This is a genomic window from Saccharothrix sp. ALI-22-I (genome assembly GCF_001984175.1).
Lineage (GTDB): Bacteria > Actinomycetota > Actinomycetes > Mycobacteriales > Pseudonocardiaceae > Actinosynnema.
Genome location: NZ_MTQP01000069.1, coordinates 819,940 through 843,263 on the forward strand (window position 1 = coordinate 819,940; position 23,324 = coordinate 843,263).

Genomic DNA, 23,324 nt, shown 5'->3' on the forward strand with positions numbered 1-23,324 from the left:
CTTCCCGTATGTCCCGTACATCGGGATCGGAGCCTTGCCGTTAACGATCCGCGTTCGCGCACGATGTGTAGAGAGTGACTGAGCCTCCGGCACGACCAACGGTCGACGTCGTCATCCCCTGCTACAACTACGCCCGGTTCCTGCGCGCTTGCGTGCGGAGCGTGCTCGACCAGCCCGGCGTCGACGTGCGGGTGCTGATCATCGACGACACGTCGAGTGACGAGACGCCCGAGGTCATGGCCGAACTGGTCGAGGACCCGCGGGTCGAGGGCCGCAGGCACGAGGTCAACCAGGGCCACATCGCCACCTACAACGAGGGCCTGCTGGAGTGGGCCAAGGCCGACTACACCGTACTGCTGTCCGCGGACGACCTGTTGGCGCCGGGCGCGCTCGCCCGTGCGGCCGAGGTGTTCGAGGCTCATCCGGGTGTCGGCATGGTCTACGGACGTGTTGTTTATTACACCGATCACGACAATTTGCCGTCCGTGATCACTCCCCCGCCCGGCCGCACGGTGTGGTCCGGTGTGGACTGGATCGAGGCGCGCTGCCGCACCGGGCAGAACGTGCTGTCCTCGCCCGAGGCCGTGGTGCGCACGTCCGTGCAGCAGCAAGTGGGCGGCTACCGGCCGGACCTGCCGCACGCGGGCGATCTGGAGATGTGGATGCGCATCGCCGCGGTGTCCGACATCGGCTACGTGCGCGGCAAGCCCGCCGCGTACTACCGGGTGCACCAGCAGAGCATGATGCGCACCCGGTTCTCGTCGTTGTTCGCCGATCTGGAACAGCGCCACGCCGTGTTCGAGCGGTTCTTCGCCGAGCACCCCGACCTGCCGCCGGGGCTGCGGGCGCTGGCCGACCGGTCGATCGCCAAGGACGCGTTGTGGCGGGCGGTGCGCGCCTACGACCGGGACAAGCTGGCCGAGATCCCGGTGGACGAGCTGGTGACCTTCGCCCGGCGCGTCTACCCCGGCACCGAGCGACTGCCCGAGTACCGGGCGCTGCGGCGGCGGCGGGCGTTGGGCCCGAAGGTGTGCAGCCGCACGCAGCTGTTCGTCGGCAGCCACCTGGCCAAGCGCGGCGCCGGCCTGGTGGGCAAGCAGGTCTGGAAGTGGCGCGGCCAGTGACCGCCGAGGTCGAGCAGCCCGAATCCGCGCGCCCCGGACTGGAGCGCAAGGTCACCTCGGCGATCCGCTGGAGTGCGGTCAACAGCCTGGTGCAGCGGCTGAGCCAGGTGGGTGTGGGCGTCCTGCTCGCCTGGCTCATCGCGCCCGAGCAGTTCGGCGTGTTCGCGGTCGCGCTCGTGGTGCTCAACATCGTGATGAGCGTCAGCGAGATGGGCGTCAGCGTGGCGCTGGTGCGAACCGACAAGCCGGTCGCGGAACTCGCGCCGACGGTGACGACGCTGTCCATCGCGTCCGGTGCCCTGCTCGCGGGGCTTTGCGTGATCGGCGCGCCGTGGTTCGCGTCGGCGATGGACACGCCGCAGGCCACCGGCGTGATCCAGCTGATGTCGCTGTCGCTGGTGATCGCGGGCGCGTCGGCGGTGCCGGGTGCGCTGTTGCAGCGGGAGTTCCGGCAGGACCACAAGTTCGTCGCGGACACATCGGCGTTCGTCATCGGCACGTCCGTGGTGGTGGTGCTGGCGGTGCTGGGGTTCGGCGCGTGGAGCCTGGCGTGGTCGCGGATCGCGACCAACCTGGTGGCCGCCGTGGTGATGTTCGCCTACACCAAGCAGCGCTACCGGCCCGGGTTCGACGCGGTCCAGGCGCGGGGGCTGCTGGCGTTCGGGCTGCCGTTGGCGGGCGCGAGCCTGCTGGTGTTCGGGGTGCTGAACGTCGACTACATCATCGTCGGCAGTGTGCTGGGGACCGTGCCGCTGGGGTTCTACCTGCTGGCGTTCAACCTGGCGAACTGGCCCGTAGGTGCTTTCTCGCAGCCGGTGCGCAGCGTGTCGCTGGCAGCGTTTTCACAGGTCAGGGATGATCCGGAGCTGTTCGCCCGGACGTTCGCGCGTGCGCTGCGGCTACTCGCGCTGGTGACCGTGCCGGCGTGCGTGCTGCTGGCGGCGTTCGCCGATCCGCTGGTGCGGACCGTCTACGGCGAGCGGTGGGCGCCGGCCGCGGAGGCGTTGGCGTTGCTGGTGCTGCTGGGCGCGCTGCGGGTGGCGTTGGAGCTGGGGTACGACTACCTGGCCAGCGCCGGGCGGTCGCGGGCCATCCTGGTGATCCACCTGGTGTGGCTGGTCGCGCTTGTGCCGCTGCTGGCGTTGGGCGCACACGTGGACGGCATCCGGGGTGTGGCGGCGGCGCAGAGCGTGGTCGTGCTCCTGGTGATCGTGCCCGCGTATCTGATCGCGTTCCGGCCTTACGGGCTTCGGGCGCGGGTGCTCGGTGCGGCTGTCGCACGGCCCGCGTTCGGCGGGTTGGTGATGGTCGCGGTGGCGTTGGGCGTGCAGTCGGTGATCGAGGGCGCTCTGTGGCGGCTGCTGGTGGGTGGCGCGTTGGCGTCGCTGACGTACGCGGTCGTCGTGTTCCCCCTGCGCCACGAGGTGCTGGGTCTGCTGCGTCGAAGGGGTAGCGAGTGAGGGTCGTCCGGCAGTTGCAGCGGCGTGCGCACCAGGTCTCGCGCATCGTGCGCTCGCAGGGTGTGCGGCAGCTCGGGGCCCGTGCGCTGGGCAGCGCGGCACGGCGGTTCGGGGCGGACGCCGAGGTGTTCCCGGTGCGCCTGGAGGACGTGCGTGCGGCGGACATCGGTGTTCGGCGGCCGGTCGTCGTGCCGCCTCTTCCGGCCGACGGGCGGCTGACCGTCAACTGGGTCAGCACGCCGCCGTCACCCGGTTCCGGCGGGCACACCACGATGTTCCGGCTCATCGAGCACCTGCAATCGCTCGGCCACAACTGCCGGCTCTACCTGTACGACGTGTACGGCAGCCGTGCGGCGGATCACGAGCCGGTGATCCGGTCGGCGTTCCCCGGCTTCCGCGGCTCGGTGCACGATGTGCTGGACGGCATGGCCGACGCGCACGCCGTGTTCGCCACCGCGTGGATGACGGCTTACCCGGCGTTCAACGACCCGTGCGCGGGCAAGCGGTTCTACCTCGTGCAGGACTACGAGCCGTGGTTCTTCCCGGTCGGCGGGCTGTCCGCGTTGGCGGAGAACACCTACCGGATGGGCTTCCACGGCTTCACCGCCGGCCGTTACCTGGCCGAGAAGGTGCGGGCCGACGCGGGCATGGCGGCCGACTTCTTCGACTTCGGCTGCGACGCCGACCGCTACCACCTGCGCAACGGTGTGCGGCGGGACGGCGTGGTGTTCTACGCGCGCCGGCTGGCGCCGCGCCGGGCGATCGAGATCGGACTGCTGGCGCTGGAGATCTTCGCCGAACAGCATCCGGACGTCGCCATCCACACGTACGGCGAGAAGATCGGCACCCTGGGCCCCCGGCACATCGACCACGGCCTGGTCTCCCCCGACCGGCTCAACGACATCTACAACCAGTGCTACGCCGGCCTCACCCTGTCGATGACCAACGTCTCGCTCGTACCGCACGAGATGCTCGCCGCAGGCTGCCTGCCGGTCGTCAACGACGCCGTGCACAACCGCGTCGTGCTGGACAACGACCACGTCCGCTATGCCCCCGCCACCCCGCACGACCTGGCCCGTGCACTGTCCGAAGTGGTCACACTGCCGGACTTCGGTGCGGTCGCCCAGGCCGCGTCCGCCTCTGTGTCGAGCCGCTCCTGGGACGCGGCCGGACACGAGCTGGAGAAGGTGCTCAGGCGGGAACTGCTGGTGTGATCGGGCGGTGCGGGGACCGCTCAGATCGGGGACGGCGAGTCGGCGTCGGGGATGAGGATCACGGCGGCGGACGAGCCGTCGGCGGGGACGACGTGGATCGAGGCGAGCTTGGCGTCCTTGGGCACGGCGGCGAACGCGAGTCGTTCGTCGTCCAGCCAGGTGGCCTGGTCGTCCACGCCCGCGGTGCCGGGGAGCCGGCGTTCCTCGCCGGTCTTCAGGTCCAGCACGGCCAGCTCCCACGGGCCGAGCCGTCCGATGCGCTTCTTGTAGGCGACCTTCGTGCCGTCCGGCGACAACGACGGGCACTCGGCGTCACGGCGCAGCGACTCCAGGCGACGGTCCACCAGATCGCCCTTCACCAGCCAGGTGTAGCCGCCCGAGGCGAGGGTCGCGTAGAACGTGCGGTCGTCGTCGGCCACGGTCAGGCCCCAGTAGTTCATGTCCTGAGCGGTGTGGAGCTTGCCCTCCACCATCGCGGTGAAGCCCTCCAGGGACTCCACGGCCTCGCCGGTCCGCACGTCCAGGAACCCGGTGCGGGTGGAGAACCCGCCGGGCACCAGGTAGGAATCGCCGCTGACGAAGGACGTCCAGCTGACCACCTGCCCCGAGGCCGACACCTTCGCCCGGCTGGGCACACCGGGCAGCGGCACGGTCCGCACCGCGGCGCCGTCCCGGGACACCTCGGCGGCGTACGTCGGGCCCGGCCCGGCCAACCGCAGGCACACCGTCGTCCCGCCGGCCCGGTACACCCGCTGGCACGTCATCGGGGTGGCGCTGCGGGCGCCGGGATCGGCCAGGCGCACCTGCTCCACCCGGCCGCGACCGTCGGCCAGGGCCACGAACATCAGGTCCCCGTCGACCGTGGTCACCGCCACGGGTGAGGTCTCGCGCACGACCGACGTCACATACACCACCGCGGCCGCGACGACCAGTACGATGGCCGCGACGGCGAGCGTGACGCGCCGGGAGCCCAAGTCCATCACCACCTGTAACACCTAGGCGCGAGTCGGCCGATTTCAAGAGTAACAACAGCTAGTGCGCCCGCATGCAGGGTGAACGTGGATCGGGGAGCGGATGGACTTCTGGGGCGCCGTGCGGACGCTGCGCAGGCGGTGGTACATCGCCCTGCCGTCGGCGATCCTGGCTGTCGCCGTGGCCGCCGGTGTGTTCCTCTCGATCCCGACGCGCTACCAGTCCTCGGGGGTCATGGTGCTCACCTCCCCCGCGGCCGGTGGCACGTTCTCGGAGAACGTCTCGCCGGACGAGGCGGTGCGGGTCAACCCGCTGCTGGCGTTCGACGGCAGCCTGTCGACCACCTCGCAGATCCTGGCGCAGATCCTGGCCGATCCGAAGACCCGCAAGGAGTCGCTGGGCATCGTCAAGGACTCACCGGACAACTTCACCGCGGCCGGCGGCGGCCAGGCCGGCCCGTTCCTGTTCGTGACGGGCGACAGCAACACGCCGGAAGCGGCCGAGCGGATGGTCTCCACGGTGATGGAGTTCGCCGCCAAGGAGCTGGACAAGCAGCAGACCACGCTGAAGGCGCCGGCGTCGACGTTCATCACCTCGCAGGTGATCGTGAACCCGACCGCGGCCGAGGCGCAGATCGGCGGCAAGGTCCGGTACGCGGGCGCGGCGTTCGTGCTGCTGATGTTGTTGACGACGGCGGCCACGTTCGGCGGCGACAGCATCCTGAACCACCTGCGCCGCCGCCGTGAGGCGCGGGAGCGCCAGGCCGCGGAGGCCGCGGACCACCCGGATGACGCCGCCGTGACGCCGCCACAGGCCGCCGCGGGCACTCCGGTGAAGCCCGAGGCTCCGAAACCACCGCCACAGGCCGCTCCACACCCTCCGACACACGTTTCGCCGCAGTCCAACGGCATGCCGCGCCGCCCGCCCGGCCCGCCGGTGCGCCGCCCGCAGCCGACGGCCAGCGAGCAGACGGTCAAGATCGCCGCTCCCGGGGCGCGCAACGCCCCCGGTAAACCGGGGGCTCCGGCGTGGCCGACCAACGAAGACAAACCCTGACCGTGTCCGAGCAGTTCCTGCAGGACAGCCCCGTGCGCCAACGGACGGACGGCGCCACTCTCGTGTGCCTGTTACTGCTGGCACTGCTGATCATCCCGGCCCGGCTGGTGCTGTCGTTCGTGCCCATGACGCTGCCGCCCGCGTTGGTGGTGGCGCTGCTGCTGGGGGTGCTGTGGCTGTCCGGGCAGATGGTGGACACGGTCGGGATGAGCAAGGGGCGCAACGTCGTGCGCACCGCCGTGGCGCTGTACCTGGCGTCGCAGCTGGCGACCTACGGCGTGGCGACGCGGCGTTGGCTGCCGACCGATGAGCTGACCGTGGCGGACAGCAGCATCATCCGGATCATGTCGATGATCGCGGTCGCGGTGTTCGCGTGCGACGCCATCCGCAGCAAGGAACGGCTGGACCGGGTGCTCAAGCTGCTCTTGGGCTGTTCGGCGGTGATCGCGTTCGTGGGGCTGGTGCAGTTCGGGCTCGGCGTCGACCTGGCCGGTTACGTGTCGCTGCCGGGGCTGCGCACGCAGGACAACGGGTACTCGGCGATGGAGGCCCGGTCGATCTTCCGCCGGCCGACCGGGACCACGAACCACCCCATCGAGTTCGGCCTGGTGTGCGCGATGGCCGTGCCGCTGGGGGCGCACTACGTGTTCAAGGCGCGGGACGACGGCACGCCGTACGTGCGCTGGCTGGTGTGCCTGGCGCTGGTCGGCCTGGGCTCGATGACCGCGTTGTCGCGGACCGCGCTGGTCGGTGTGGCGGTGGCGGCGGTGATCATGGTGGTCACGTTGCCGAAGCGGCGCAAGATCACCACTCTGGGGGTGGGCGGCGGGTTCTTCCTGGGCGCGAGCCTGGTGGTGCCCGGTCTGTTCGGCACCATTCGCGGCATGTTCTCCAACATCGAGGACGACCCGAGCGTGAAGGCGCGTACGGCGGACTACGAGGCGGCGGCGGAGCAGATCGACCTGAACCCGTTGCTGGGTCGCGGCTTCGGCACCTACCTGCCGACGAAGTACACGATCCTGGACAACCAGTTCCTGCTCACCCTGATCGAGAACGGCTACCTCGGCCTGTTCGCGTTGATCGGCATGTTCCTCGCGGCCGCGTTCGCGACGATCCGAGTGCGGATGATCAGCCAGGACGAGCAACTGCGCAGCCTGGCAAGCGCCCTGCTCGCGGCCGTCCTGGCGGGCGGCATCGGCTCGATCACCTTCGACCTGCTCGGCTTCAGCGTAGCCACCGGCCTGGTGTTCATCATGATCGGCATGAGCGGCGCCCTACTACGCGCCGCCCAACAGGAACGCAAGACCACACCCACACCCGAGGTCCAGGGCGCCTGAACGGCCCTGGTCGCACGTTCCGAGCGTTGAACTCACGGGTCCTGGACGTTCGACTCTCGCGTTCTGAAGGTTCAACTCTCGCGTTCTGAACGTTGGACACGCCTGTTCTGAACGTTGGACACGCGCGTTCTGAACGTTGGACACGCGAGGGCGCCCCGTCCGCAGAGGCGGACGGGACGCGGGTGGGGTGGGGTTAGGGGGCTGGGGAGAGGCCTTTGTCGCCTTCTACGTAGCGGTTGTGGCAGTCGCGGCAGACCAGGCCGGCGTCCAGGCGTTGGCCGCAGTCGCAGACCCAGCCTTTGTGGGTGGCCGGGTTGCCGGCTACGAAGGCGTGTGCGGCCACGTCCTTGGTGACGACGGAACCCGCGGCGGCGAAGGCGTGTTCGCCGATTTCCACGCCGCAGACGACTACGACGCCGGCGCCCAGGGTGGCGCCGCGGCGGACCACTGTGGACAGGAGGGCATCGCCGGTCTTGCGGATCGCCGCACGGGGACGCAGGTCGTTGGTGAACAGGACGTTCGGGCCGAGGAAGACTTCGTCCTCGCAGACCACGCCGTCGAACACCAGGGTGCCGTTCTTCACGGTCACCCGGTCGCCCAGCACGGCCCGGCTCTCGACGAACGCGCCGTCGCAGATGTTGCAGTCGCGGCCGATTCTGGCCCCCGGCAACACGTGTGCGAACGCCCACACGCGGGTGCCGGAGCCGACGTCCGAACTCTCGCACAGGCCCTTGGGGTGAACGAACACCTCACTCATCGCACCGCCTCCGCCAACGCCGCCACGACGCGCTCCTGCTGCGCCACCGTGATCTCCGGGAACAGCGGCAGGGACAGGATCTCCCCCGCCACGGCCTCGCTCACCGGGAAGTCCCCCGGCGCGTGCCCCAGGTACTCGTACGCGCCCGCCAGGTGCACCGGCGTCGGGTAGTGGATGCCCGCACCGATCCCGGCCTCGTGCAGCGACGCCAGCACCCGTTCCCGCGACGCCACGCGCACCACGTACAGGTGCCACACCGGCACGTTGCCGTCCAGCACCACGGGCAGCGTCACGCCGGGAACATCGGCCAACAAAGACGAGTAACGATCCGCAGCGGCCCGGCGCAGTTCGTTCCACGCCTCCAGCCGGCGCAGCTTCGCGGACAGCACCACGGCCTGGAGGGTGTCGAGCCGGCTGTTGAAGCCGACCACCGAGTGCTCGTACTTGCGCGGCGACCCGTGCTCACGCAGCAGACGCACCGCGGAAGCCAACTCAGCCGACGCCGTCAGCACGGCACCACCATCGCCGTAAGCGCCGAGGTTCTTGCCGGGGTAGAAGCTGGTCGCGGCGATGTCGCCGAGCCCGCCCACCGGCACACCGTGCCGCCGCGCGCCCTGGGCCTGCGCCGCGTCCTCGACGATCGGCACACCAAGGGCGAGCAACTCCTCCACGGGCGCGGCCTGCCCATAAAGGTGCACGGGTAGCAGCGCCTTCGTCCGTGGCGACAGCACATCAGCCACCTGCGACACGTCGATCAAACCCGTGTCGGCCACGCAGTCCACCAGCACCGGCGTGGCACCGGTCCGGGCCACCGCCCCAGCCGTGGCGATGAAGGTGTTGGCGGGCAGCACGCACTCGTCACCCGGCCCGACCCCCAGCGCCCGCAACGCCAACTCGATGGCGTCGGTGCCGTTACCGACCGCCACGCAGTGCGGGACCTCTTGGTACGAGGCGAACTCCGCCTCGAACTCGGCGACCTGGCGCCCACCGACGAAGGCGGTGTTCTTGAGCACTTCCGCCCAGCCGTCGGCTACCTCGTCGGCCACCTGCTCGTGCTGGGCACGCAGGTCCACCAGCGGGATGTCGATCACGAACCGTTCCCCTCTCGCAGTCGTCGGGCGGGGATGCCCGCCCAGACCTCACCCGCGGGGACGTCGGCGAGCACCACCGAGCCCATGCCCACCACCGCTCCCGCACCGATCGACACGCCTTCCCGGACCGAACTGCCCTGTCCGAGGTAGGCGCTCTCCCCCACCCGCACCGACCCGCCCAGCGACGCGCGCCCGGCGAACGTGACGCCGTCGCCGATCTCGTCGTCGTGGGTGATCAGCACGTGCGGCATGGCGACGACGTGCGCTCCCAAGCGCAACGGCGTCGTCACCACCGCTCCGGCGAGCAGGACCGTGCCCGGCCCCACCACCGCTCCGACGGCCACCGAGGCCGCCGGGTGCACCACCGTCGCCCACCGGTCCTCCGGCAGGCCGAGTCGGGCGACGACGCCCAGCCTGCCGCGCGGCCGGTGCGCGTTGGCCACGCACACCAGCACCGCCGCGTCGGTCATCTCGTGCACCAGATCGGTCCCGCCCAGCACGGGCAGGCCGTCGAGGTGCGTGCCGTGCCGCGCCGGGTCGTCGTCCAGCGCGCCGACGGGTCGCCACGCGCCGGGGGTGAGGCGGACGGCCGCGAGGACTTCGCGGGCCAGTCCGCCGCCACCCACCAGCAGCAGTGGGCGGGGCCTTTTCATTTGGGGGGCGCTCATCCGGTGGTGAACACGACGTCGATCCAGTAGTTGCTGCCCGCGTAAGACGACTCCGGGAACCCGGGGCCTGCCTTGTAGACGCCGTTCGCGGTGCCTTCACCGGTGGCCGGCGCGCTCAGCGGCGGGCTGGTCACCGCGTTGCCCATGAAGTACCCGGTGTCCACCGAGTACCGGCCGTTGGGCGCGGTGTAGGACGCCACGTAGCTCGCCCCGGCGGAGACCGACACCGGTGCCGCGAAGGTCAGCGTCTGCCAGCCGGTGGCCGTCTCGTTCGAGAACGTGCCGGTGGCCAGTTGCTGGCCGCTCGCCGACCACAGCGAGCCGGTGTGCGTGCCGGTGTTGCCGGTGCCCTTGTAGAACTTCACCCCGGTGATGGAGCCGTTCACCGAAGGCACGAACCGGACGCCGAGCTCGTACGAGCCGCTGTCGTCGGCCGACTGCACCGTGGGCACGGTCGCCGAGCTGAACAGCGAACACGGGCAGTCCCCGTCGGTGGTCGTGGTGAACGACCAGGTCGTCGGCGTGGTCATCAGGTTGCCGTAGACGTCGGCGATGCGCAGGCTGGCGGTGTAGGTCATGCCGCCGCCCAACGCCGCCGCCGGCGTCCACGTCACCTGCTGCTGGTTGGCCGACAGCGACAGCGTGCCCGCGAGTTTCGCGCCACCGGAGTCAGCGAGCGTGAACTGGGCCGTGGTCAGGTCGACCGGCTCGTCGAACGACGCGGTCAGCGGTGAGGTGCGGGACACCTCGCCGGCGCCGGCCAGCGGGGTGCGCCCGTTGACGACCGGCGGGACGTTGTCGTCGTTGGGCAGGTAGACCACGTCGACCCAGTAGTTGCCGCCAGAGTAGGAGTTCGTCGGGTAGCCCGTGCCCGCGCGGTAGACGCCGTTGCCGCCGTCACCGGCCGCGGGCGCGCCCAGCGGTCCGCCGGCCACCGCGTAGCCGCTGAAGTACCCGCCGTCCACGGAGTAGCGGCCCGTGGTCGTGGTGTACGAGGCGGTGTAGGTGGTCCCCGCCGAGACGAACACCGGGTTGGCGAAGGTCAGCGTCTGCCAGCCGTTCGCGGTCTCGCCGGTGAACGTGCCAGTGGCCAGTTGCTGGCCGCTCGCCGACCACAGCGAGCCGGTGTGCGTGCCGGTGTTGGCCGCGCCCTTGTAGAACTTGACGCCGGTGATCTTGCCGCCCGCGGTCGGGGTGAACCGGACGCCCAGTTCGTAGGCGCCGCTGTCGTCGGCCGACTGCACCGTGGGCACGGTCGCCGAGCTGAACAGCGTGCACGGGCAGATCACGGCCGCGCTGGTGGTGAACGACCACGTCACCGGGTCCGGCATCGGGTTGCCGTTGACGTCGGCGATCAGCACGCTCGCGGTGTAGCGCGTGTTCGGCATGAGCTTGCCGGTCGGTGTCCAGGTGACCGTCTTCTGGTCGCCGGACAGCGACAGCGAGCCGGTCAGCTGGGCGCCGCGCGGGTCGGACAGCCAGATCTGCGTGCTGGCCGGGTCGACCGCCTCGCTGAACGTCGCGGTCACCGGGGTGGTGGCGACGACGTCCGTGGCGTCCACGGCCGGGGAGCGGTTCGTGATCGTCGGCGGCGTGGTGTCGCCGTTGAGGCCGTTGCGGTAGACGACGTCGACCCAGTAGTTCGTCGCGTTGTACGACGAAGTCGGGAAGCCGCCGCCGCTGCCGTAGCGGTACAGGCCGTTGGCGCCGTCGACGCCGTCGGCCAACGCCCGGATGCCCGCGTAGCTCGGGCTCTGGCCGGCGAAGTAGCCGCCGGTGACCGCGTAACGCCCGTTGGGCGCGTAGTAGGACACGATGTAGGTGGTGTTGGCCTGCACGACCACCGGTGAGGCGAAGGTCAGCTTCTGCCAGCCGCTGGACGTCTCGTTGGTGAACGTGCCGGTGGCCAGGAGCAGGCCGGTGGACGACCACAGCGAGCCGGTGTGCGTGCCGGTGTTGCCGGTGCCCTTGAAGAACCGGACGCCCAGCACCTCACCCTTGCCGTTGAAGCGCACCTTGGTGCCGACCTCGATGGCCGTGGTGTCGTTCGCGGCGTACACCGCGGGCCGGGCGAAGTCGTCCCAGACCGTGCACGGGCAGGCAGCGGGCCGGGTCGCGCCGGTGGTGAACGACCAGGACGACTGCACCGTCTGGTTGCCCGCCGCGTCCGACACGCGCAGCGCCGCGGTGTAGGCGGTATTCGGCGTGAGGGCCTGGCTCGGGGTGAAGGTGACCGTCTTGTTCTCGTTGGACAGCGCCGACGAGCCGGACACCGCGCCGGCCGGGCCGGTCACCGTGAACTGGATGGAACCAGGTGAGGCGGCCTCGTCGTAGGTGCCGGAGACGACCGGGTTGAGCGCGACGGTGCCCTCGCCGTCGACCGGCGTGGTCGACACGAGCAGCGGCGCGCGCTGGTCGGGGCCGGGGTCCGACGCCCACACCACGTCCACCCAGTAGTTGCTGCCCCAGTGGGACTGGGTCGGGAAGCCGGTGCCGCCGAACTTGAACAGGCCGTTGGTGCCGTCCGCGCCGTTCTTCAGGCCGGTGAGCGGTTCCAGGTAGCGCTGCTGCTGGAAGAAGTACTCCAGGTCGTACGAGTAGTGCCCGTTGGGCGCGAAGTACGACACGACGTAGGTCGTGCCCGCCGCCACCTGCACGGGCATCGCGAAGGTCAGCGTCTGCCAACCGCCTGAGGTCTCGTTGGTGAACGTGCCGGTGGCCAGCTGCTGGCCGGTGGACGACCACAGCGAACCGGTGTGGGTGCCGGTGTTGCCCGGTCCTTTGTAGAACTTCACGCCGCGCACGTAGCCGGCGCTGTTCGCGGTCCACTTGACACCCAGCTCCAGCGGTGACGCGTCACCGCTGTCGGGCACGTCCGGGACGTCCGCGTTGGTCCACAGGCCGCACGGGCAGGTGCGCGGGTTCACGCCGGGCGTGGCCACGACGGGGTTGGACAGGTTGGCCGAGTCGTCCACCGCGCGCACGCGCAGGCTCGCCGGGCCGGACTGGGTCGGGACGTAGGTGTAGCTCCACCCCGTCGCGCCGGCCTGCCAGACCGCCGGGTGCCAGCGGGTGCCGCCGTCGGTGGAGACCTCGACGCCGCCGACCTGGCCGCCGGTGTCGGACACCGAGCCGGAGAACGTGTACGAGACGCCCACGCTGGACACCGGCGGCACGTTGGCGAACGCCACGGTCGGCGCCTGGCTGTCGGTGCTCGCGGTCGCCTGCACCAGACCGGACATCAACGTCGTCGCCTGCACGCCCATGTCGGCCAGGAAGTTGACCGTGGCCTGCTGCATCCGCACGTCGGAGGTCGGGGTGTTGGTGAGGAACGCGTGCTCGTCGTCCACGCCCCAGGCCCACTGGACCGTGCCCGCGCCGAACACCAGCGACCCGCTCGGGTGCCGGTAGTAGGTGATGGCGTGGGTCTTGGTGTCCGGGGTGTAGAGGTCGCCGTGGTTCTGCAGCACGTACGCGCCCTCGGGGATGGTCACCGTGGTGCGGGACAGCTGCGCGACGCCGGGCGGCTGGAAGCCGTTGTCCTCCACCGTGTTCCACTCGTAACCCAGCGTGCCGGGCTGGAACGTGTAGGTGGAGCCGGCGGCCTGGCTCTGCAACGACGTGTGACGCCACAACCGCATCTTGCCGTACGCGGCGGGCACCTGGAGGGAGTCGTCCCGTCGGCCGTTGACGGTGAAGATGTTGCCCAGCAGCGCGTTCTCCGGCTTTCCGCCGTCCTGGTCCGGGTAGCGCGGGTCGCGCCAGGTGCCGGTCCAGTCGCTCAGGCCGTCGTTCTGGGTGCCCTTGGTCTCCTTGTAGCAGGCGATGGTGCGCCAGTCGGTCTGGGAGGAGTCGATGCTCTTCTCCCAGCGGTGCTTCCAGAAGACCTCGTTACCGGTGAGGAACGCCAGGTGCACGCCCGCGTCACGGGCGGCCTCCACGTTGTTGCGCTGCTCCTCCGACCAGTACTCGTCGTGGCCGATGGCCATGAACACCTTGTGGTTCTTGATCAGGTGGCCGCGCCGGGCCGAGTCGGCGTCGGTGGTGTAGCTCATGTCGTACCCGTTGCGCTCCAGGAAGCGCAGCATCGGGTACTCGGCGTTGAAGATGAAGTTGTCGTCGCCGTCGCCGCCGGTGTACGGGCGGTTGTAGCTGACCTTGTACGCCTGGCCGCCCTGGCCGGGGCCGTCACCGAAGTAGAGGCTGTTGCCGCCGTACCGGTTGTAGGCCACCCAGGTCGAGTCGGAGGCCTGGAACAGGATCTTCGAGGTGCTGGCGTCGTCGCGGACGACGAACACGATCTCGTTCTCCGCGCCGTTGTCGTTGCGGTGCGTGCGGGCGTAGTAGATGCCGGAGACCGCGGTGGAGGGCACGTTCCAGCCCAGCGACACCGCCCAGTTGCCGCAGTCGATGAGCGCGCTGCCGTCCGTGCCGCGCAGGCACGGCGGCTGGTTCTGCGCCCCGCTGCGGGTGATCCGCTCCTGGAACCGCGCACCGATGCCGCCGTACCACCCGAGCCGGTAGATGTCGATGTAGTAGGACGACGCGCTGGTGAGCATCTTGAAGTCGACCCGGCCGCCGGGGTTGACGCTGATGTCCGTGGTGAACCCGAGGATGCCGTCGTCCCGGTAGTTCACCTGCCAGTCGGGCGTGCCCGGTTTGGTGTTCTCGCAAGCCACTTTGTTGACCACGGGCGCGTCGCACGGCGCCGCGGCTGCCTCTGGGGCCCGCAGCAGACCGACGACCACGATGGTCGACGCCGCGAGGGCGATCACCACCAGCAGACGCAGTAGTAGTACCGCGAGAACGGGTCTGGCCCGCTTCGGGTCGGCGGTCATGGCGGTTCACCTTTCGAGCAAAAGCGGCCGTAACTGCGGGTGGTCGAGTGCGCACTCCGTCAATCAGCGGAGTGCTGTTGCTCCGGTCGTCGCCGGAACCGCACCTTGCGTTACACCACAACGGAAAAAGGTGTACCACCCGCAGCGCCGGGCTAGCGTGCAGCCAGCGGCACGTGGAGCGCCGCCTTCAACTCCTCGACCACGGTGTCCTGCTCCGCGGTCGTCAGATCGTGGTACAGCGGCAGGATCAGCGACCGCTTGGTGAACGACTCCGTCACCGGCAGGTCGCCGTGCGGGTGGCCCGCGTACGCGGGCTCCAGGTGCGCGGCCATGATCCCCCGGCGCGCCGACACCCCGCGTTCGGCGAGCCTGGCCAGCACGTCGTTGCGCTCCAACGACGTGTCCTCCGGCAGCATGACCCAATAGGACTGGTAGTTCGTCGTGCCGTGCTCCGGGTCGCGCACCGGGCGCAGGCCCGGCCCATCGGTTTCGAACACAGTGGCGAGCAGCTCGTGGTAGCGGGCCGCCAGCTCACGCCGACGCCGCACGATCGCATCCAGTTTGGACAGCTGCACCAGGCCGACGGCGGCCTGGATGTCGGTCATCCGGTAGTTGAACGCCGTCTCCAGGTAGCTCTCGACGACCGCGCCGCCGCCGCTGTGCCGCTCGGCCGCGCTGACGCTCATGCCGTGCTCTCGCAGCCGCCGGCCGCGCACCGCCCACTGTTCGCGGTTCGTGGTGAGCATCCCGCCCTCACCGGTGGTGATCAGCTTGCGCGGGTGGAACGACCAGGCCGCCAGCTCGGCGTCCGCGCCGACCGGCACGCCCCGGTAGGTGGAGCCCGCCGCACAGGCGGCGTCCTCCACCACCGTCACACCGCGCGGCCCGCACAACGCGCGCAACGCGTCGACGTCGGCGGGCACACCGGCCTGGTGCACCACGATCACCGCGCGGGTGCGCTCGGTGAGCACCGCTTCGACGGTGGCCGCGGACAGGTTTCCGGTCTCCACCTCCACGTCGGCGAACACCGGCGTGGCGCCGCAGTAGCGCACCGCGTTGGCGGTGGCGATGAACGACAGCGACGGCACCACGACCTCGTCACCGGGCCGCACGTCGAGCAGGTGCAGCGCGACGTGCAACGCGGTCGTGCACGACGACACCGCGACCGCGTGCAGCGCGGCGACGCGGCGGGCGAAGGCGTCCTCGAACGCGGCGACCTTCGGCCCCTGGGCCACCCAGCCGGACAGCACGGCCGCGGCGGCCGCCTCGGCCTCCTCCGCGCCCAGCCACGGCTTCATGACCGGGATCATCGGAGCGCCTCGGCGCCCGAGGCCGCCACGGCCGCCTGCCACCACGACACCAGGCCGCGCAACCCGTCCACCAGACCGATCTCGGGCTTCCAGCCGAGGTCGCGGGCGGCGTTGGAGATGTCGGCGAGCCGGCGGGTGACGCCGTTGACCGCGCGCTCCGGGCCGTGCTCCAGCGGCAGGTCGGAGTCCATTGCGGACAGCAGCGCGTGCGCCAGGTCCTTGAGGCTGGTCTCGTGGGCGCTGGCGATGTTGTAGACCTCGTCGGTGACGGGCGCCTTCGCGGCCAGGATGTTGGCGCGGGCGATGTCGTGCACGTGCACGAAGTCCATGGTCTGCGCGCCGTCGCCGAAGATCAGCGGCGGCTTGCCGTCGGCGATGCGCTCCATCCAGCGGATCAGCACCTCGGTGTACTTGCCGTGCGCGTCCATCCGCGGTCCGTAGACGTTGAAGTAGCGCAGCGCCACGTAGTCCAGCCCGTACATGGCGTGGAAGCTGCGCAGCATGCCCTCGTTGAACGCCTTGGCCGCGCCGTAGAACGTGTCGTTGTTGTACGGGTGGTGCCGCTCGGTGGTCGGGAAGACCTCGGCCAGGCCGTAGACCGACGCCGACGACGAGGCGATGACCTTCTTCACGCCCGCCGCGGCGGCCGCCTCGACGACCGTGAACGTGCCGTCGACCAGGCACTCCAGCGCGAGCCGGGGTTCCTCGGCGCACTGGGTGATCCGGATGGCCGCGAGGTGGAACACCAGATCGGTGCCCTGGCTGAGTTCTGCCAGCAGCGCCCGGTCGTTGATATCGCCCTCGACCACGGTGAGCCGGTCGCCCGCCGACGCGGCGGCCTCGGCCAGGTTCTCCCGACGGCCCCGGACGAAGTTGTCCAGCACGACCACCTCGGCGGCTCCGGTGGCGAGCAACTGGTCCACCACCGCGGAGCCGATGGTGCCCGCTCCTCCGGTGACGAGGGCCCGCTGGCCGGTGATCGGCTGAGCCGCTTCCGACATGGTGCTTGTTCCTTCCTTGCGGGCGTGCAAGTGGTTGTTACGCGGTGGCGAGCTGGACGTCGTCGAGCTCGTCGAGCGGGTCGGGCTGGTCGAGTTGCGCCACGGTGACGAACTCGCCGCCCGCGGCGAGGCTGGCTGACGCGGCCTCCAGGGTGGCCAGCACCCGCAGGCCGGACCAGCCGTCGGTGAGCGGCGCCCGCTTCTCGGTGATCGAGGCGGCGAACTCCGCCATCATCCCGCGCAGCGCCTCCTTCTCCGGCAGCGCCGGGGCCACGGTGTCGCCGCGCCGGTAGGAGATGATCGCCTGGCGGCGGTCCTCGTCGTCCTCGATGCGGTCCGCGCCCCGGTCGTGCACGGACAGGCGCTGCACGGCGTTCAGGTCGTCCCACACCACCGTGCGGCGGGAGCCGCCGACGATCATGGTGCGGATCTTGGTCGGCGACAACCAGTTCACGTGCACGTGGGCCATCACGCCGTCGGACAGCTCCAGCGTCAGGTGGCCGACGCACGCGCGGCCCGCGCCGATCGGGTCCGAGCCGTGCGCGGCGACCCGCGTCACGCGCACCCCGTCGGGCAGGATCGCGTCGAAGATCGACAGGTCGTGCGGCGCGAGGTCCCAGAACACGTCCACGTCCGGCTGCACCAGGCCGAGGTTGACCCGCACCGAGTCGAGGTACTGCACGGTGCCGATCTCGCCACTGCGCACCAGGTGCCGCAGGTGCTGCACGGTCGGCGTGTAGACGAAGGTGTGGTCGAGCATCAACGTCAGGCCGCGGCTGTCGGCCTCGCCGACCAGCTTCAAGCCGTCCTCGTAGTTCGCCGCCAGCGGCTTCTCCACCAGCACGTGCTTGCCCGCCCGCAACGCCGCCAGCGCGACCGGCAGGTGGGTGGCGGCCGGGGTGGCGATGGCGACCGCGTCGACCGCCGGGTCGGCGAGCACGTCGTCCAGCGAGCCCGACACCCGGACGGTCGAGTAGTCGCCCAACACACGGCGGGCCCGCTCCACGTCCAGGTCGCACAGGTAGCGCAGCTTCAGCCCGGGGGTGGCCTGGACGTTGCGCACCAGGTTCGGCCCCCAGTAGCCGGCACCGATCACCGCGATGCCGATCGGCTGATCCATCTCGTTCTCCTTGTCGCCGCCTCCGCTGGGAGACGTACGTCGGCGGGTCATAGTCAGTACGCCCCCTGCCCGCCGAACACGGCGCGGAAGGTCTTCCACAAGATCAACGCGTCGAGCGCGAGCGACCAGTCCTCCACGTACCGGAGGTCGAGCCGCACGGACTCCTCCCACGACAGGTCGCTGCGCCCGGAGACCTGCCACAACCCGGTCAGGCCGGGCTTGACCAGCAGCCGGCGGCGCATGTCCGGCCCGTACTTCGCGCTCTCCTCCGGCAGCGGCGGCCGTGGGCCGACCAGCGACATGGCGCCGGTGAGGACGTTGAACAGCTGCGGCAGCTCGTCGAGCGAGTAGCGCCGCAGGAACCGGCCGACGGCGGTGATGCGGGGGTCGCGGCGCATCTTGAACAGCACGCCCGCGCCCTCGTTCACCGACTGGAGCTTGGCGCGCAGCGCGTCGGCGTTGGTGACCATGGTGCGGAACTTCAGGATGGTGAACGGCACGCCGTCCTTGCCGACCCGGCGCTGCTTGTAGAGCACGGGGCCCTTGGTGTCGACCATGATCGCCACCGCCACGGCCAGCAGCACCGGGCTCAGCAGCGCGACCAGCAGTGCCGAACCGACCTTGTCCACGGTCGCCTTGACCACGCGGCGGAAACCGGTGAACGCCGGCTCGGTGACGCGCAGCAGCGGCATGCCCAACACGCCGGTGACGTGCAGCCGAGGTCCGGCGAAGTCCATCAGGGCGGGCGCGACGACCATCTCGGTGCCGGTGCCCTCCAGGTCCCAGGCGAGCCGCTGGAGCCGGCGCGGCGTCCAGTAGGCGTCGGCGGTGACCGCGACGATCCGGTAGCCGCCGCGGCGGACCTGCTCGCCCAGCTCGCCGAACCGGCCGACGACCGGGACGCCTTCCAGCTCGACGCCGATCTCGGCGCGGCCGTCCACGGTGCACACGGCGTCCACGCGCCAGCCCAGGTGGGGCGCGCGGCGGGTGCGGCTGATCAGGTCGGTGACGGTCTCGACGTTGCCCGCCGCGAGCACCGGCAGCAGGCAGCGGCCCTCACCGCGGGCGCGGTGCAGCGGGCGGCGGAGCAGGTAGCGGACCGGGAAGGCGACCAGCGCGACGGCGGGTCCGACCACGAACACCCACAGGCGGGCGCCGGGCAGGTTGGCCGCCAGCGCGCCCAGACCCAGCGCGACGACGGAGCCGAACACGCCGCGGCCCAGGCGGCGGAACTCCTCGGCGCCCTGGCCCAGCACGGTCGGGTTCCACACCCGGTTGAGGACCAGCGATCCGATGACCACCGCGACGGTGACCGCTTCCAGGGCGATCAGGGGCAGTGGGGTGAACGAGGCGACGCGGGACGACAGGACGACACCGGCGAGCAGGACGACCACGACGGTGCACAAGACGTCGGCGGCGATCACGCCGTAGCGGTAGGCGGGTTCCCAACTGTCGACCGTGGGGCTGGTCGTGCGGTTGGCTGCGCCGACTCCCGCGACCTGTCTGTGTCGCGTCGGCTGGACCTGGTTGCTCATCGTGGTACTCCCCCCGGGTTGGGTCGGTTCGGACGTGCTCGTTCGCAGGGCATCCCCGACGGACCCGCGTGTGGTGTACGGCAAATGTGCGGCGACGATTTTTTGCTTCGCCAACGGTCATTCGTCACGTCGAGGGCGCGCGTTACACGGACAGTGAAAGCCGGGCCGGTCGGACATTCCTCGGTACGCCTCTCACACACACCCAGGTGGGCCACCAGGTGACTTCGGGTCACCGCACCGGTTCAGGGAAAGGCTTGCCGCCGGTCGGGATGCGGCGATCCACAGTGGCCGGCGCGAGGCCGCACAGGCACGCGGACACGTCCATCGAATCTGGGACGGTTTCCGTTACAGGGAGTTTTCGACAGAGGTCCGAACTGGGCCGGAATGAGCCCGAAAAGGGTCTAAAGACCCTAGGGCGACACCGCATCACGGCGGGCTTGCGGTCACCCATTCACAGCGCGGGAGCAGCTATTCGGAGCAACGGCCCGGCCACTTCAAGTGACCGGGCCGAACCAATTTCCACCGGCCCGGAGGATCAAGAGTGACCGCCGCCACTTTTCCGACCACAATGGGCCGGTGGTCGTCGTGCTGGTGATCGGCGGACTGCTGGGCGCGTTCCACGGCGTGTGGGCGTGGCGGACCCGGCTGTACCCGCGCGGCCGGCGTGGGTGGGTGCTCGGTGTGGTGGACGCCACGTGGAGCCTGCCGAACACGGTGGCGGGCGCGGTGTTCCTGGCGTACGCGCTGGCGCGGGGCAATCGGGTGGATCCGGCGTTCAGCCGGCACCGGGGCACGCTCGGGCTGCGCGACGGCGTGATCAAGGGCTTCGCGACCACCATCGGACCGGTGCAGGCCGGGATCGCGATGGGCGTGGACGACCACGAGGCCGTGCACGTGTTCCAGGCGCGGCTGTTCGGGCCGCTGTACCTGCCGCTGGTGGCGGCGAACTGGGTCGTGGCGACCGTGCTGCCGTACTGGCTGCTCTACCACGACCGGGCGGCGGCCCCGATCGACGGCGTGCCGGCCTACTTCCGCCGCGGCGTCTACCCGCACTGCTGGCACGAGGAGTGGGCCTACCGCCGCCAGGGCGCGCCGCCCTCATGAGCCTTCGCGAGGGCTAGCGACCGGCCACCAGACGGGCCTTCTCGTCGCCCACGGCGACCACGTCGCCGTGGTGCAGCTGCGCGCCGCGCCGCGTCTCCAGCCGGCCGTTCACCGTCACCTCGTCGGATTCGACCAGCTCACGGGCGTGCGCGCCGTTGTCCGCCAGACCCGCCAGCTTGAGGAACTGGCCCAACCTGATCATGTCGTCGGAGATCTCGACCTCACGGATGCGCATCGCAACATCATCCCTCAGGGCCTCACATGCGTCCTCACGTGCAGCCGTTAACGAGGATTGCACGGACTCGAAACATGTTTGACATCAGCCGAACGTGGTTCGGTCTACGGTTCCCGGGATGTGAGCACAGCGAGCTCAGACCCGGAGTTTGCCGACGGTGGAGATCGCAGACGCCGACGGTCCATGCGTGGCGAGGTGGGTACGACCGGTGCCCGGTTCGGCTCGCCCTCACTGCGCCGCAGCATCGACGAGGAGCCGGCGGAGCCACCCAAGCCGCCCCGGCGGCGGCGGTCGTTACGCGGCGAGGTCGGGGCCACCGGCGCCCGGTTCGGCTCGTCCAGACTCCGCCGCAGCCTGGACGAACAGCCCGACGACGACCGGCAGGACGACCCGCTGGAGGAGACCGCGCCGTTCGACGGGCCCTACGACTACGTCGCGCCGCCGACCGTGCCGTCCGGCCGCGAGCCGGAACCCGAGCCGACCGTGGAGGAGTTCTCCGGCCCCCTGGTCCGCCCCTACGCGTGGACCGGCGGCCGCACGTCCGCCAGCTACGACCTGCGGCTGGAGACGCTGGTCTCGCTGGAGCAGAACGGCATCGCGATCGCCATGCGCGACACCACCGCCGAGCAGCGGTCGATCGTGGAGATGTGCGCCAACCCCCGGTCCGTCGCCGAGGTCTCCGCACTCCTCTCGGTGCCACTAGGCGTGGCCCGGGTCCTGCTCAGCGACCTGATCACCATGGGCATCGTCGCCGTCCACCACAACGCCGCCGCCCCCGGCGGCCCCGACCTGACCCTGCTGGAACGCGTCCTAGCCGGCCTCAAGAACCTGTAACTGTGTTGGATTGCCGCTGCTCCGCAGACGGCGGCTCGGTCGCCTGGAAGTCGGTCGTTCGCGCCTCATTTTCCGACGATCGAAAGCGTGATCGCCGGAAAATGAGTCACGAACGATTGACGCGACCTCGCGCGGCCGACCTCAGCCGCCCGAACAGCTCGACCAGGTCGGGCAGCTGGTAGTGCGCGTTGAGCCCGCTGGGGTTGGGCAGCACCCACAGCCGCGAGGAGGCGATCAGTCCGTCCTGCGGGCCGATCCGGGCCGCCTTGCGCTCGAACGCGGTCCGGTACGCCGTCACGCCGACGACCGCCACCACCTTGGGCCGGTAGAGCCGGGCCAGCTCGGTCAACCTGACCCCGCCGGCCCGCAGCTCCTCGCGGGACAGCTCGTCGGCCTTCGCGGTCGGTCTGGCCACCAGGTTCGTGATGCCCAGCCGGTACTCCAGCAGCTCCTCCTGCTCGGCGGGCGTCAGCAGGCGCGGCGTGAACCCGGACAGGTGCAGCGCGGGCCAGAACCGGTTGCCCGGCCGGGCGAAGTGCTGCCCCTTGGCCGCGGACAACAGGCCGGGGTTGATGCCGCAGAACAGCACGTCCAACCCCGGCCCCACGATGTCCGGCAACACCGGCGACGTCATCCGACGACCACCGGCGTGCCGTCGACGACCAGGCGCCAGTCGGTGCGGTGAAACGCGGCCGGGTCGATCTCGCCGCGCTCCTGCACCCACTCGATGATCAGCTGGCGGATCTCCAGCTGCCGGTTGTGCAGCACCGGCGCGGCGGCGATGTGCGGGAAGTTGCCGCCGCCGGACTGCCGGTAGTTGTTGAACGGCGAGGCCGGCGACAGCACCGGCAGCGCCTCGGTCAGGTTCGCCTTGAGCGTCTCGCCCTGCACCTGGTTGACGAAGTCCAGCGCGGCGGTGTCCTCGTAGCGGGCGAGCACACCCGCGGCGCCGCCCGCGAGCAGGGCGCGGCGGTGCAGAGGAGATCCGGTCATGGCGGGACCGTAACCGTTGACCGTTGACTACTCGGCGGGCTTTCCGCGCCTGTTCAGGCCGACGCCGACCGCGATGCCGATCACGGCCAGCACCGCCGCGACCAGGATCCACACCCACAGCGGCACGCCACCGTCGTCGTCCGCGCTCCCCGCGACGGCCGGGACGGACGTCCCGGTGATCACGGCCGTGAGCGTCGTCGCGGAGGCGGTGCTCGATGCGGTGGTGGGGGCCGCGTCCGCGGACGTCACGGCCGGCGCGGTGGGCGTCGGCGTGGCGGCCGGTGGCTGCTGGGCCGCGGGCGGCGCGGTCAGCGTGAACGCGAACGTGCCGTCGACGAAGTCGCCGTCCAGCGCCTGGACCATCCAGGTCACGGTGTACTGGCCGGCCGGCGACCCGGTCTCCCGCATCGGGATGGTCAACGTCGCCGCCTGGGCCGTGACCTCGCCCAACGGCCAGGCGGCGCCGTCGGGGCCCATGACCGTGACCGTGGCGCTCTCGGCGGGCACCGGTTCGGTGAACGTCAGCGTGAGCTGCGTGGGACGCTGCGGCGGCGTGCCGCCGTTCGCCGGGTCGCTCGACACCAACTCGGTGTGGGCCAGCGCCTGGGGCGCCGCCCCGAACAGGGCCAGGGTTGCCAGCAGTGCCGAGAGCGCCAGTCTGGTCATACCGGTAGT

Annotated in this window: 20 protein-coding genes; 7 read left to right on the forward strand and 13 right to left on the reverse strand. The window is 70.6% G+C overall.

Annotated features, from left to right (window positions below):
* The first annotated feature begins 74 nt into the window (after nt 1-74).
* Genes ALI22I_RS45830 through ALI22I_RS45840 form a run of 3 tightly spaced genes read left to right on the forward strand, consistent with a single transcriptional unit; the run spans nt 75 to nt 3,798 of the window.
* On the forward strand, nt 75-1,124 hold the full coding sequence (locus ALI22I_RS45830) for a glycosyltransferase (RefSeq protein ID WP_077011783.1): 1,050 nt from the start codon (nt 75-77) through the stop codon (nt 1,122-1,124).
* A complete protein-coding gene (locus ALI22I_RS45835; RefSeq protein WP_077011784.1) occupies nt 1,109-2,584 on the forward strand; it encodes a lipopolysaccharide biosynthesis protein in 1,476 nt (491 codons plus the stop codon). The genes ALI22I_RS45830 and ALI22I_RS45835 overlap by 16 nt, the downstream gene beginning before the upstream one ends.
* The gene (locus ALI22I_RS45840; RefSeq protein ID WP_077011785.1) at nt 2,581-3,798 is read left to right on the forward strand and encodes a rhamnosyltransferase WsaF family glycosyltransferase; all 1,218 of its coding nucleotides are present in this window, start codon (nt 2,581-2,583) and stop codon (nt 3,796-3,798) included. Before ALI22I_RS45835 ends, ALI22I_RS45840 begins: the two co-directional genes overlap by 4 nt.
* Nucleotides 3,799-3,818: 20 nt before the next feature.
* On the opposite strand, the gene ALI22I_RS45845 is transcribed toward ALI22I_RS45840, so the two are convergent.
* Complete coding sequence (locus ALI22I_RS45845) at nt 3,819-4,778, reverse strand: TolB family protein (protein ID WP_077012116.1); 960 nt, start codon at nt 4,776-4,778, stop codon at nt 3,819-3,821.
* Between the two features lie 94 nt (nt 4,779-4,872).
* On the opposite strand from ALI22I_RS45845, the gene ALI22I_RS45850 reads away from it, so the two are divergent.
* Entirely contained in the window at nt 4,873-5,826 is a 954-nt protein-coding gene (locus tag ALI22I_RS45850) for a hypothetical protein (protein ID WP_077011786.1), read from the forward strand.
* Between the two features lie 2 nt (nt 5,827-5,828).
* Nucleotides 5,829-7,163, forward strand: coding sequence for an O-antigen ligase family protein (locus ALI22I_RS45855; protein ID WP_083752500.1), 1,335 nt, complete (start codon nt 5,829-5,831; stop codon nt 7,161-7,163).
* A gap of 193 nt (nt 7,164-7,356) precedes the next feature.
* Here ALI22I_RS45855 and ALI22I_RS45860 read toward each other — a convergent pair whose 3' ends face one another.
* The 8 genes from ALI22I_RS45860 to ALI22I_RS45895 form a co-directional block, all read right to left on the reverse strand.
* Nucleotides 7,357-7,920, reverse strand: coding sequence for an acyltransferase (locus ALI22I_RS45860; RefSeq protein WP_077011787.1), 564 nt, complete (start codon nt 7,918-7,920; stop codon nt 7,357-7,359).
* Nucleotides 7,917-9,011 carry a DegT/DnrJ/EryC1/StrS family aminotransferase gene (locus tag ALI22I_RS45865; RefSeq protein ID WP_077011788.1) on the reverse strand — a complete coding sequence of 365 codons (1,095 nt, stop codon included), beginning with the start codon at nt 9,009-9,011 and terminating at the stop codon, nt 7,917-7,919. The genes ALI22I_RS45860 and ALI22I_RS45865 overlap by 4 nt, the downstream gene beginning before the upstream one ends.
* Nucleotides 9,008-9,664 carry a NeuD/PglB/VioB family sugar acetyltransferase gene (locus ALI22I_RS45870; RefSeq protein ID WP_077011789.1) on the reverse strand — a complete coding sequence of 219 codons (657 nt, stop codon included), beginning with the start codon at nt 9,662-9,664 and terminating at the stop codon, nt 9,008-9,010. The genes ALI22I_RS45865 and ALI22I_RS45870 overlap by 4 nt, the downstream gene beginning before the upstream one ends.
* A gap of 11 nt (nt 9,665-9,675) precedes the next feature.
* On the reverse strand, nt 9,676-14,517 hold the full coding sequence (locus ALI22I_RS45875) for a DUF4082 domain-containing protein (protein WP_077011790.1): 4,842 nt from the start codon (nt 14,515-14,517) through the stop codon (nt 9,676-9,678).
* Nucleotides 14,518-14,669: 152 nt separating this feature from the next.
* Nucleotides 14,670-15,815 carry a DegT/DnrJ/EryC1/StrS family aminotransferase gene (locus tag ALI22I_RS45880; RefSeq protein WP_077012118.1) on the reverse strand — a complete coding sequence of 382 codons (1,146 nt, stop codon included), beginning with the start codon at nt 15,813-15,815 and terminating at the stop codon, nt 14,670-14,672.
* A gap of 8 nt (nt 15,816-15,823) precedes the next feature.
* The gene (locus ALI22I_RS45885; RefSeq protein ID WP_077011791.1) at nt 15,824-16,828 is read right to left on the reverse strand and encodes an SDR family NAD(P)-dependent oxidoreductase; all 1,005 of its coding nucleotides are present in this window, start codon (nt 16,826-16,828) and stop codon (nt 15,824-15,826) included.
* 37 nt (nt 16,829-16,865) lie between these two features.
* Nucleotides 16,866-17,948, reverse strand: coding sequence for a Gfo/Idh/MocA family protein (locus ALI22I_RS45890; protein ID WP_077011792.1), 1,083 nt, complete (start codon nt 17,946-17,948; stop codon nt 16,866-16,868).
* A gap of 53 nt (nt 17,949-18,001) precedes the next feature.
* The gene (locus ALI22I_RS45895; protein WP_077011793.1) at nt 18,002-19,483 is read right to left on the reverse strand and encodes a sugar transferase; all 1,482 of its coding nucleotides are present in this window, start codon (nt 19,481-19,483) and stop codon (nt 18,002-18,004) included.
* A 576-nt stretch (nt 19,484-20,059) separates the two neighbouring features.
* Here ALI22I_RS45895 and ALI22I_RS45900 point away from each other — a divergent pair.
* Nucleotides 20,060-20,587, forward strand: coding sequence for a hypothetical protein (locus tag ALI22I_RS45900; protein ID WP_077011794.1), 528 nt, complete (start codon nt 20,060-20,062; stop codon nt 20,585-20,587).
* A 13-nt stretch (nt 20,588-20,600) separates the two neighbouring features.
* Here the strand turns inward: ALI22I_RS45900 and ALI22I_RS45905 are convergent, their stop codons facing one another.
* Nucleotides 20,601-20,822, reverse strand: coding sequence for an RNA-binding S4 domain-containing protein (locus ALI22I_RS45905; protein WP_077011795.1), 222 nt, complete (start codon nt 20,820-20,822; stop codon nt 20,601-20,603).
* A gap of 195 nt (nt 20,823-21,017) precedes the next feature.
* On the opposite strand from ALI22I_RS45905, the gene ALI22I_RS45910 reads away from it, so the two are divergent.
* Nucleotides 21,018-21,656 carry a DUF742 domain-containing protein gene (locus ALI22I_RS45910; protein ID WP_179118568.1) on the forward strand — a complete coding sequence of 213 codons (639 nt, stop codon included), beginning with the start codon at nt 21,018-21,020 and terminating at the stop codon, nt 21,654-21,656.
* 106 nt (nt 21,657-21,762) lie between these two features.
* Here the strand turns inward: ALI22I_RS45910 and mug are convergent, their stop codons facing one another.
* The 3 genes from mug to ALI22I_RS45925 are packed head-to-tail and all read right to left on the reverse strand — an operon-like array spanning nt 21,763 to nt 23,315.
* Entirely contained in the window at nt 21,763-22,290 is a 528-nt protein-coding gene (gene mug / locus ALI22I_RS45915; RefSeq protein WP_077011797.1) for a G/U mismatch-specific DNA glycosylase, read from the reverse strand.
* Nucleotides 22,287-22,649: a hypothetical protein gene (locus ALI22I_RS51715; protein WP_077011798.1), complete on the reverse strand. Its 363-nt coding sequence runs from the start codon at nt 22,647-22,649 to the stop codon at nt 22,287-22,289. The genes mug and ALI22I_RS51715 overlap by 4 nt, the downstream gene beginning before the upstream one ends.
* Nucleotides 22,650-22,676: 27 nt before the next feature.
* Nucleotides 22,677-23,315, reverse strand: coding sequence for a copper resistance CopC family protein (locus ALI22I_RS45925; RefSeq protein WP_077011799.1), 639 nt, complete (start codon nt 23,313-23,315; stop codon nt 22,677-22,679).
* Nucleotides 23,316-23,324: the final 9 nt, after the last annotated feature.

Bases quoted from the DNA above. Each gene is read 5' to 3' on its own strand.
- ALI22I_RS45845 (WP_077012116.1), bottom strand. From the start codon at position 4,778: ATGGACTTGGGCTCCCGGCGCGTCACGCTCGCCGTCGCGGCCATCGTA.
- ALI22I_RS45850 (WP_077011786.1), top strand. From the start codon at position 4,873: ATGGACTTCTGGGGCGCCGTGCGGACGCTGCGCAGGCGGTGGTACATC.
- ALI22I_RS45860 (WP_077011787.1), bottom strand. From the start codon at position 7,920: ATGAGTGAGGTGTTCGTTCACCCCAAGGGCCTGTGCGAGAGTTCGGAC.
- ALI22I_RS45870 (WP_077011789.1), bottom strand. From the start codon at position 9,664: ATGAAAAGGCCCCGCCCACTGCTGCTGGTGGGTGGCGGCGGACTGGCC.
- ALI22I_RS45875 (WP_077011790.1), bottom strand. From the start codon at position 14,517: ATGACCGCCGACCCGAAGCGGGCCAGACCCGTTCTCGCGGTACTACTA.
- ALI22I_RS45880 (WP_077012118.1), bottom strand. From the start codon at position 15,815: ATGAAGCCGTGGCTGGGCGCGGAGGAGGCCGAGGCGGCCGCCGCGGCC.
- ALI22I_RS45885 (WP_077011791.1), bottom strand. From the start codon at position 16,828: ATGTCGGAAGCGGCTCAGCCGATCACCGGCCAGCGGGCCCTCGTCACC.
- ALI22I_RS45890 (WP_077011792.1), bottom strand. From the start codon at position 17,948: ATGGATCAGCCGATCGGCATCGCGGTGATCGGTGCCGGCTACTGGGGG.
- ALI22I_RS45895 (WP_077011793.1), bottom strand. From the start codon at position 19,483: ATGAGCAACCAGGTCCAGCCGACGCGACACAGACAGGTCGCGGGAGTC.
- ALI22I_RS45905 (WP_077011795.1), bottom strand. From the start codon at position 20,822: ATGCGCATCCGTGAGGTCGAGATCTCCGACGACATGATCAGGTTGGGC.
- mug (WP_077011797.1), bottom strand. From the start codon at position 22,290: ATGACGTCGCCGGTGTTGCCGGACATCGTGGGGCCGGGGTTGGACGTG.
- ALI22I_RS51715 (WP_077011798.1), bottom strand. From the start codon at position 22,649: ATGACCGGATCTCCTCTGCACCGCCGCGCCCTGCTCGCGGGCGGCGCC.
- ALI22I_RS45925 (WP_077011799.1), bottom strand. From the start codon at position 23,315: ATGACCAGACTGGCGCTCTCGGCACTGCTGGCAACCCTGGCCCTGTTC.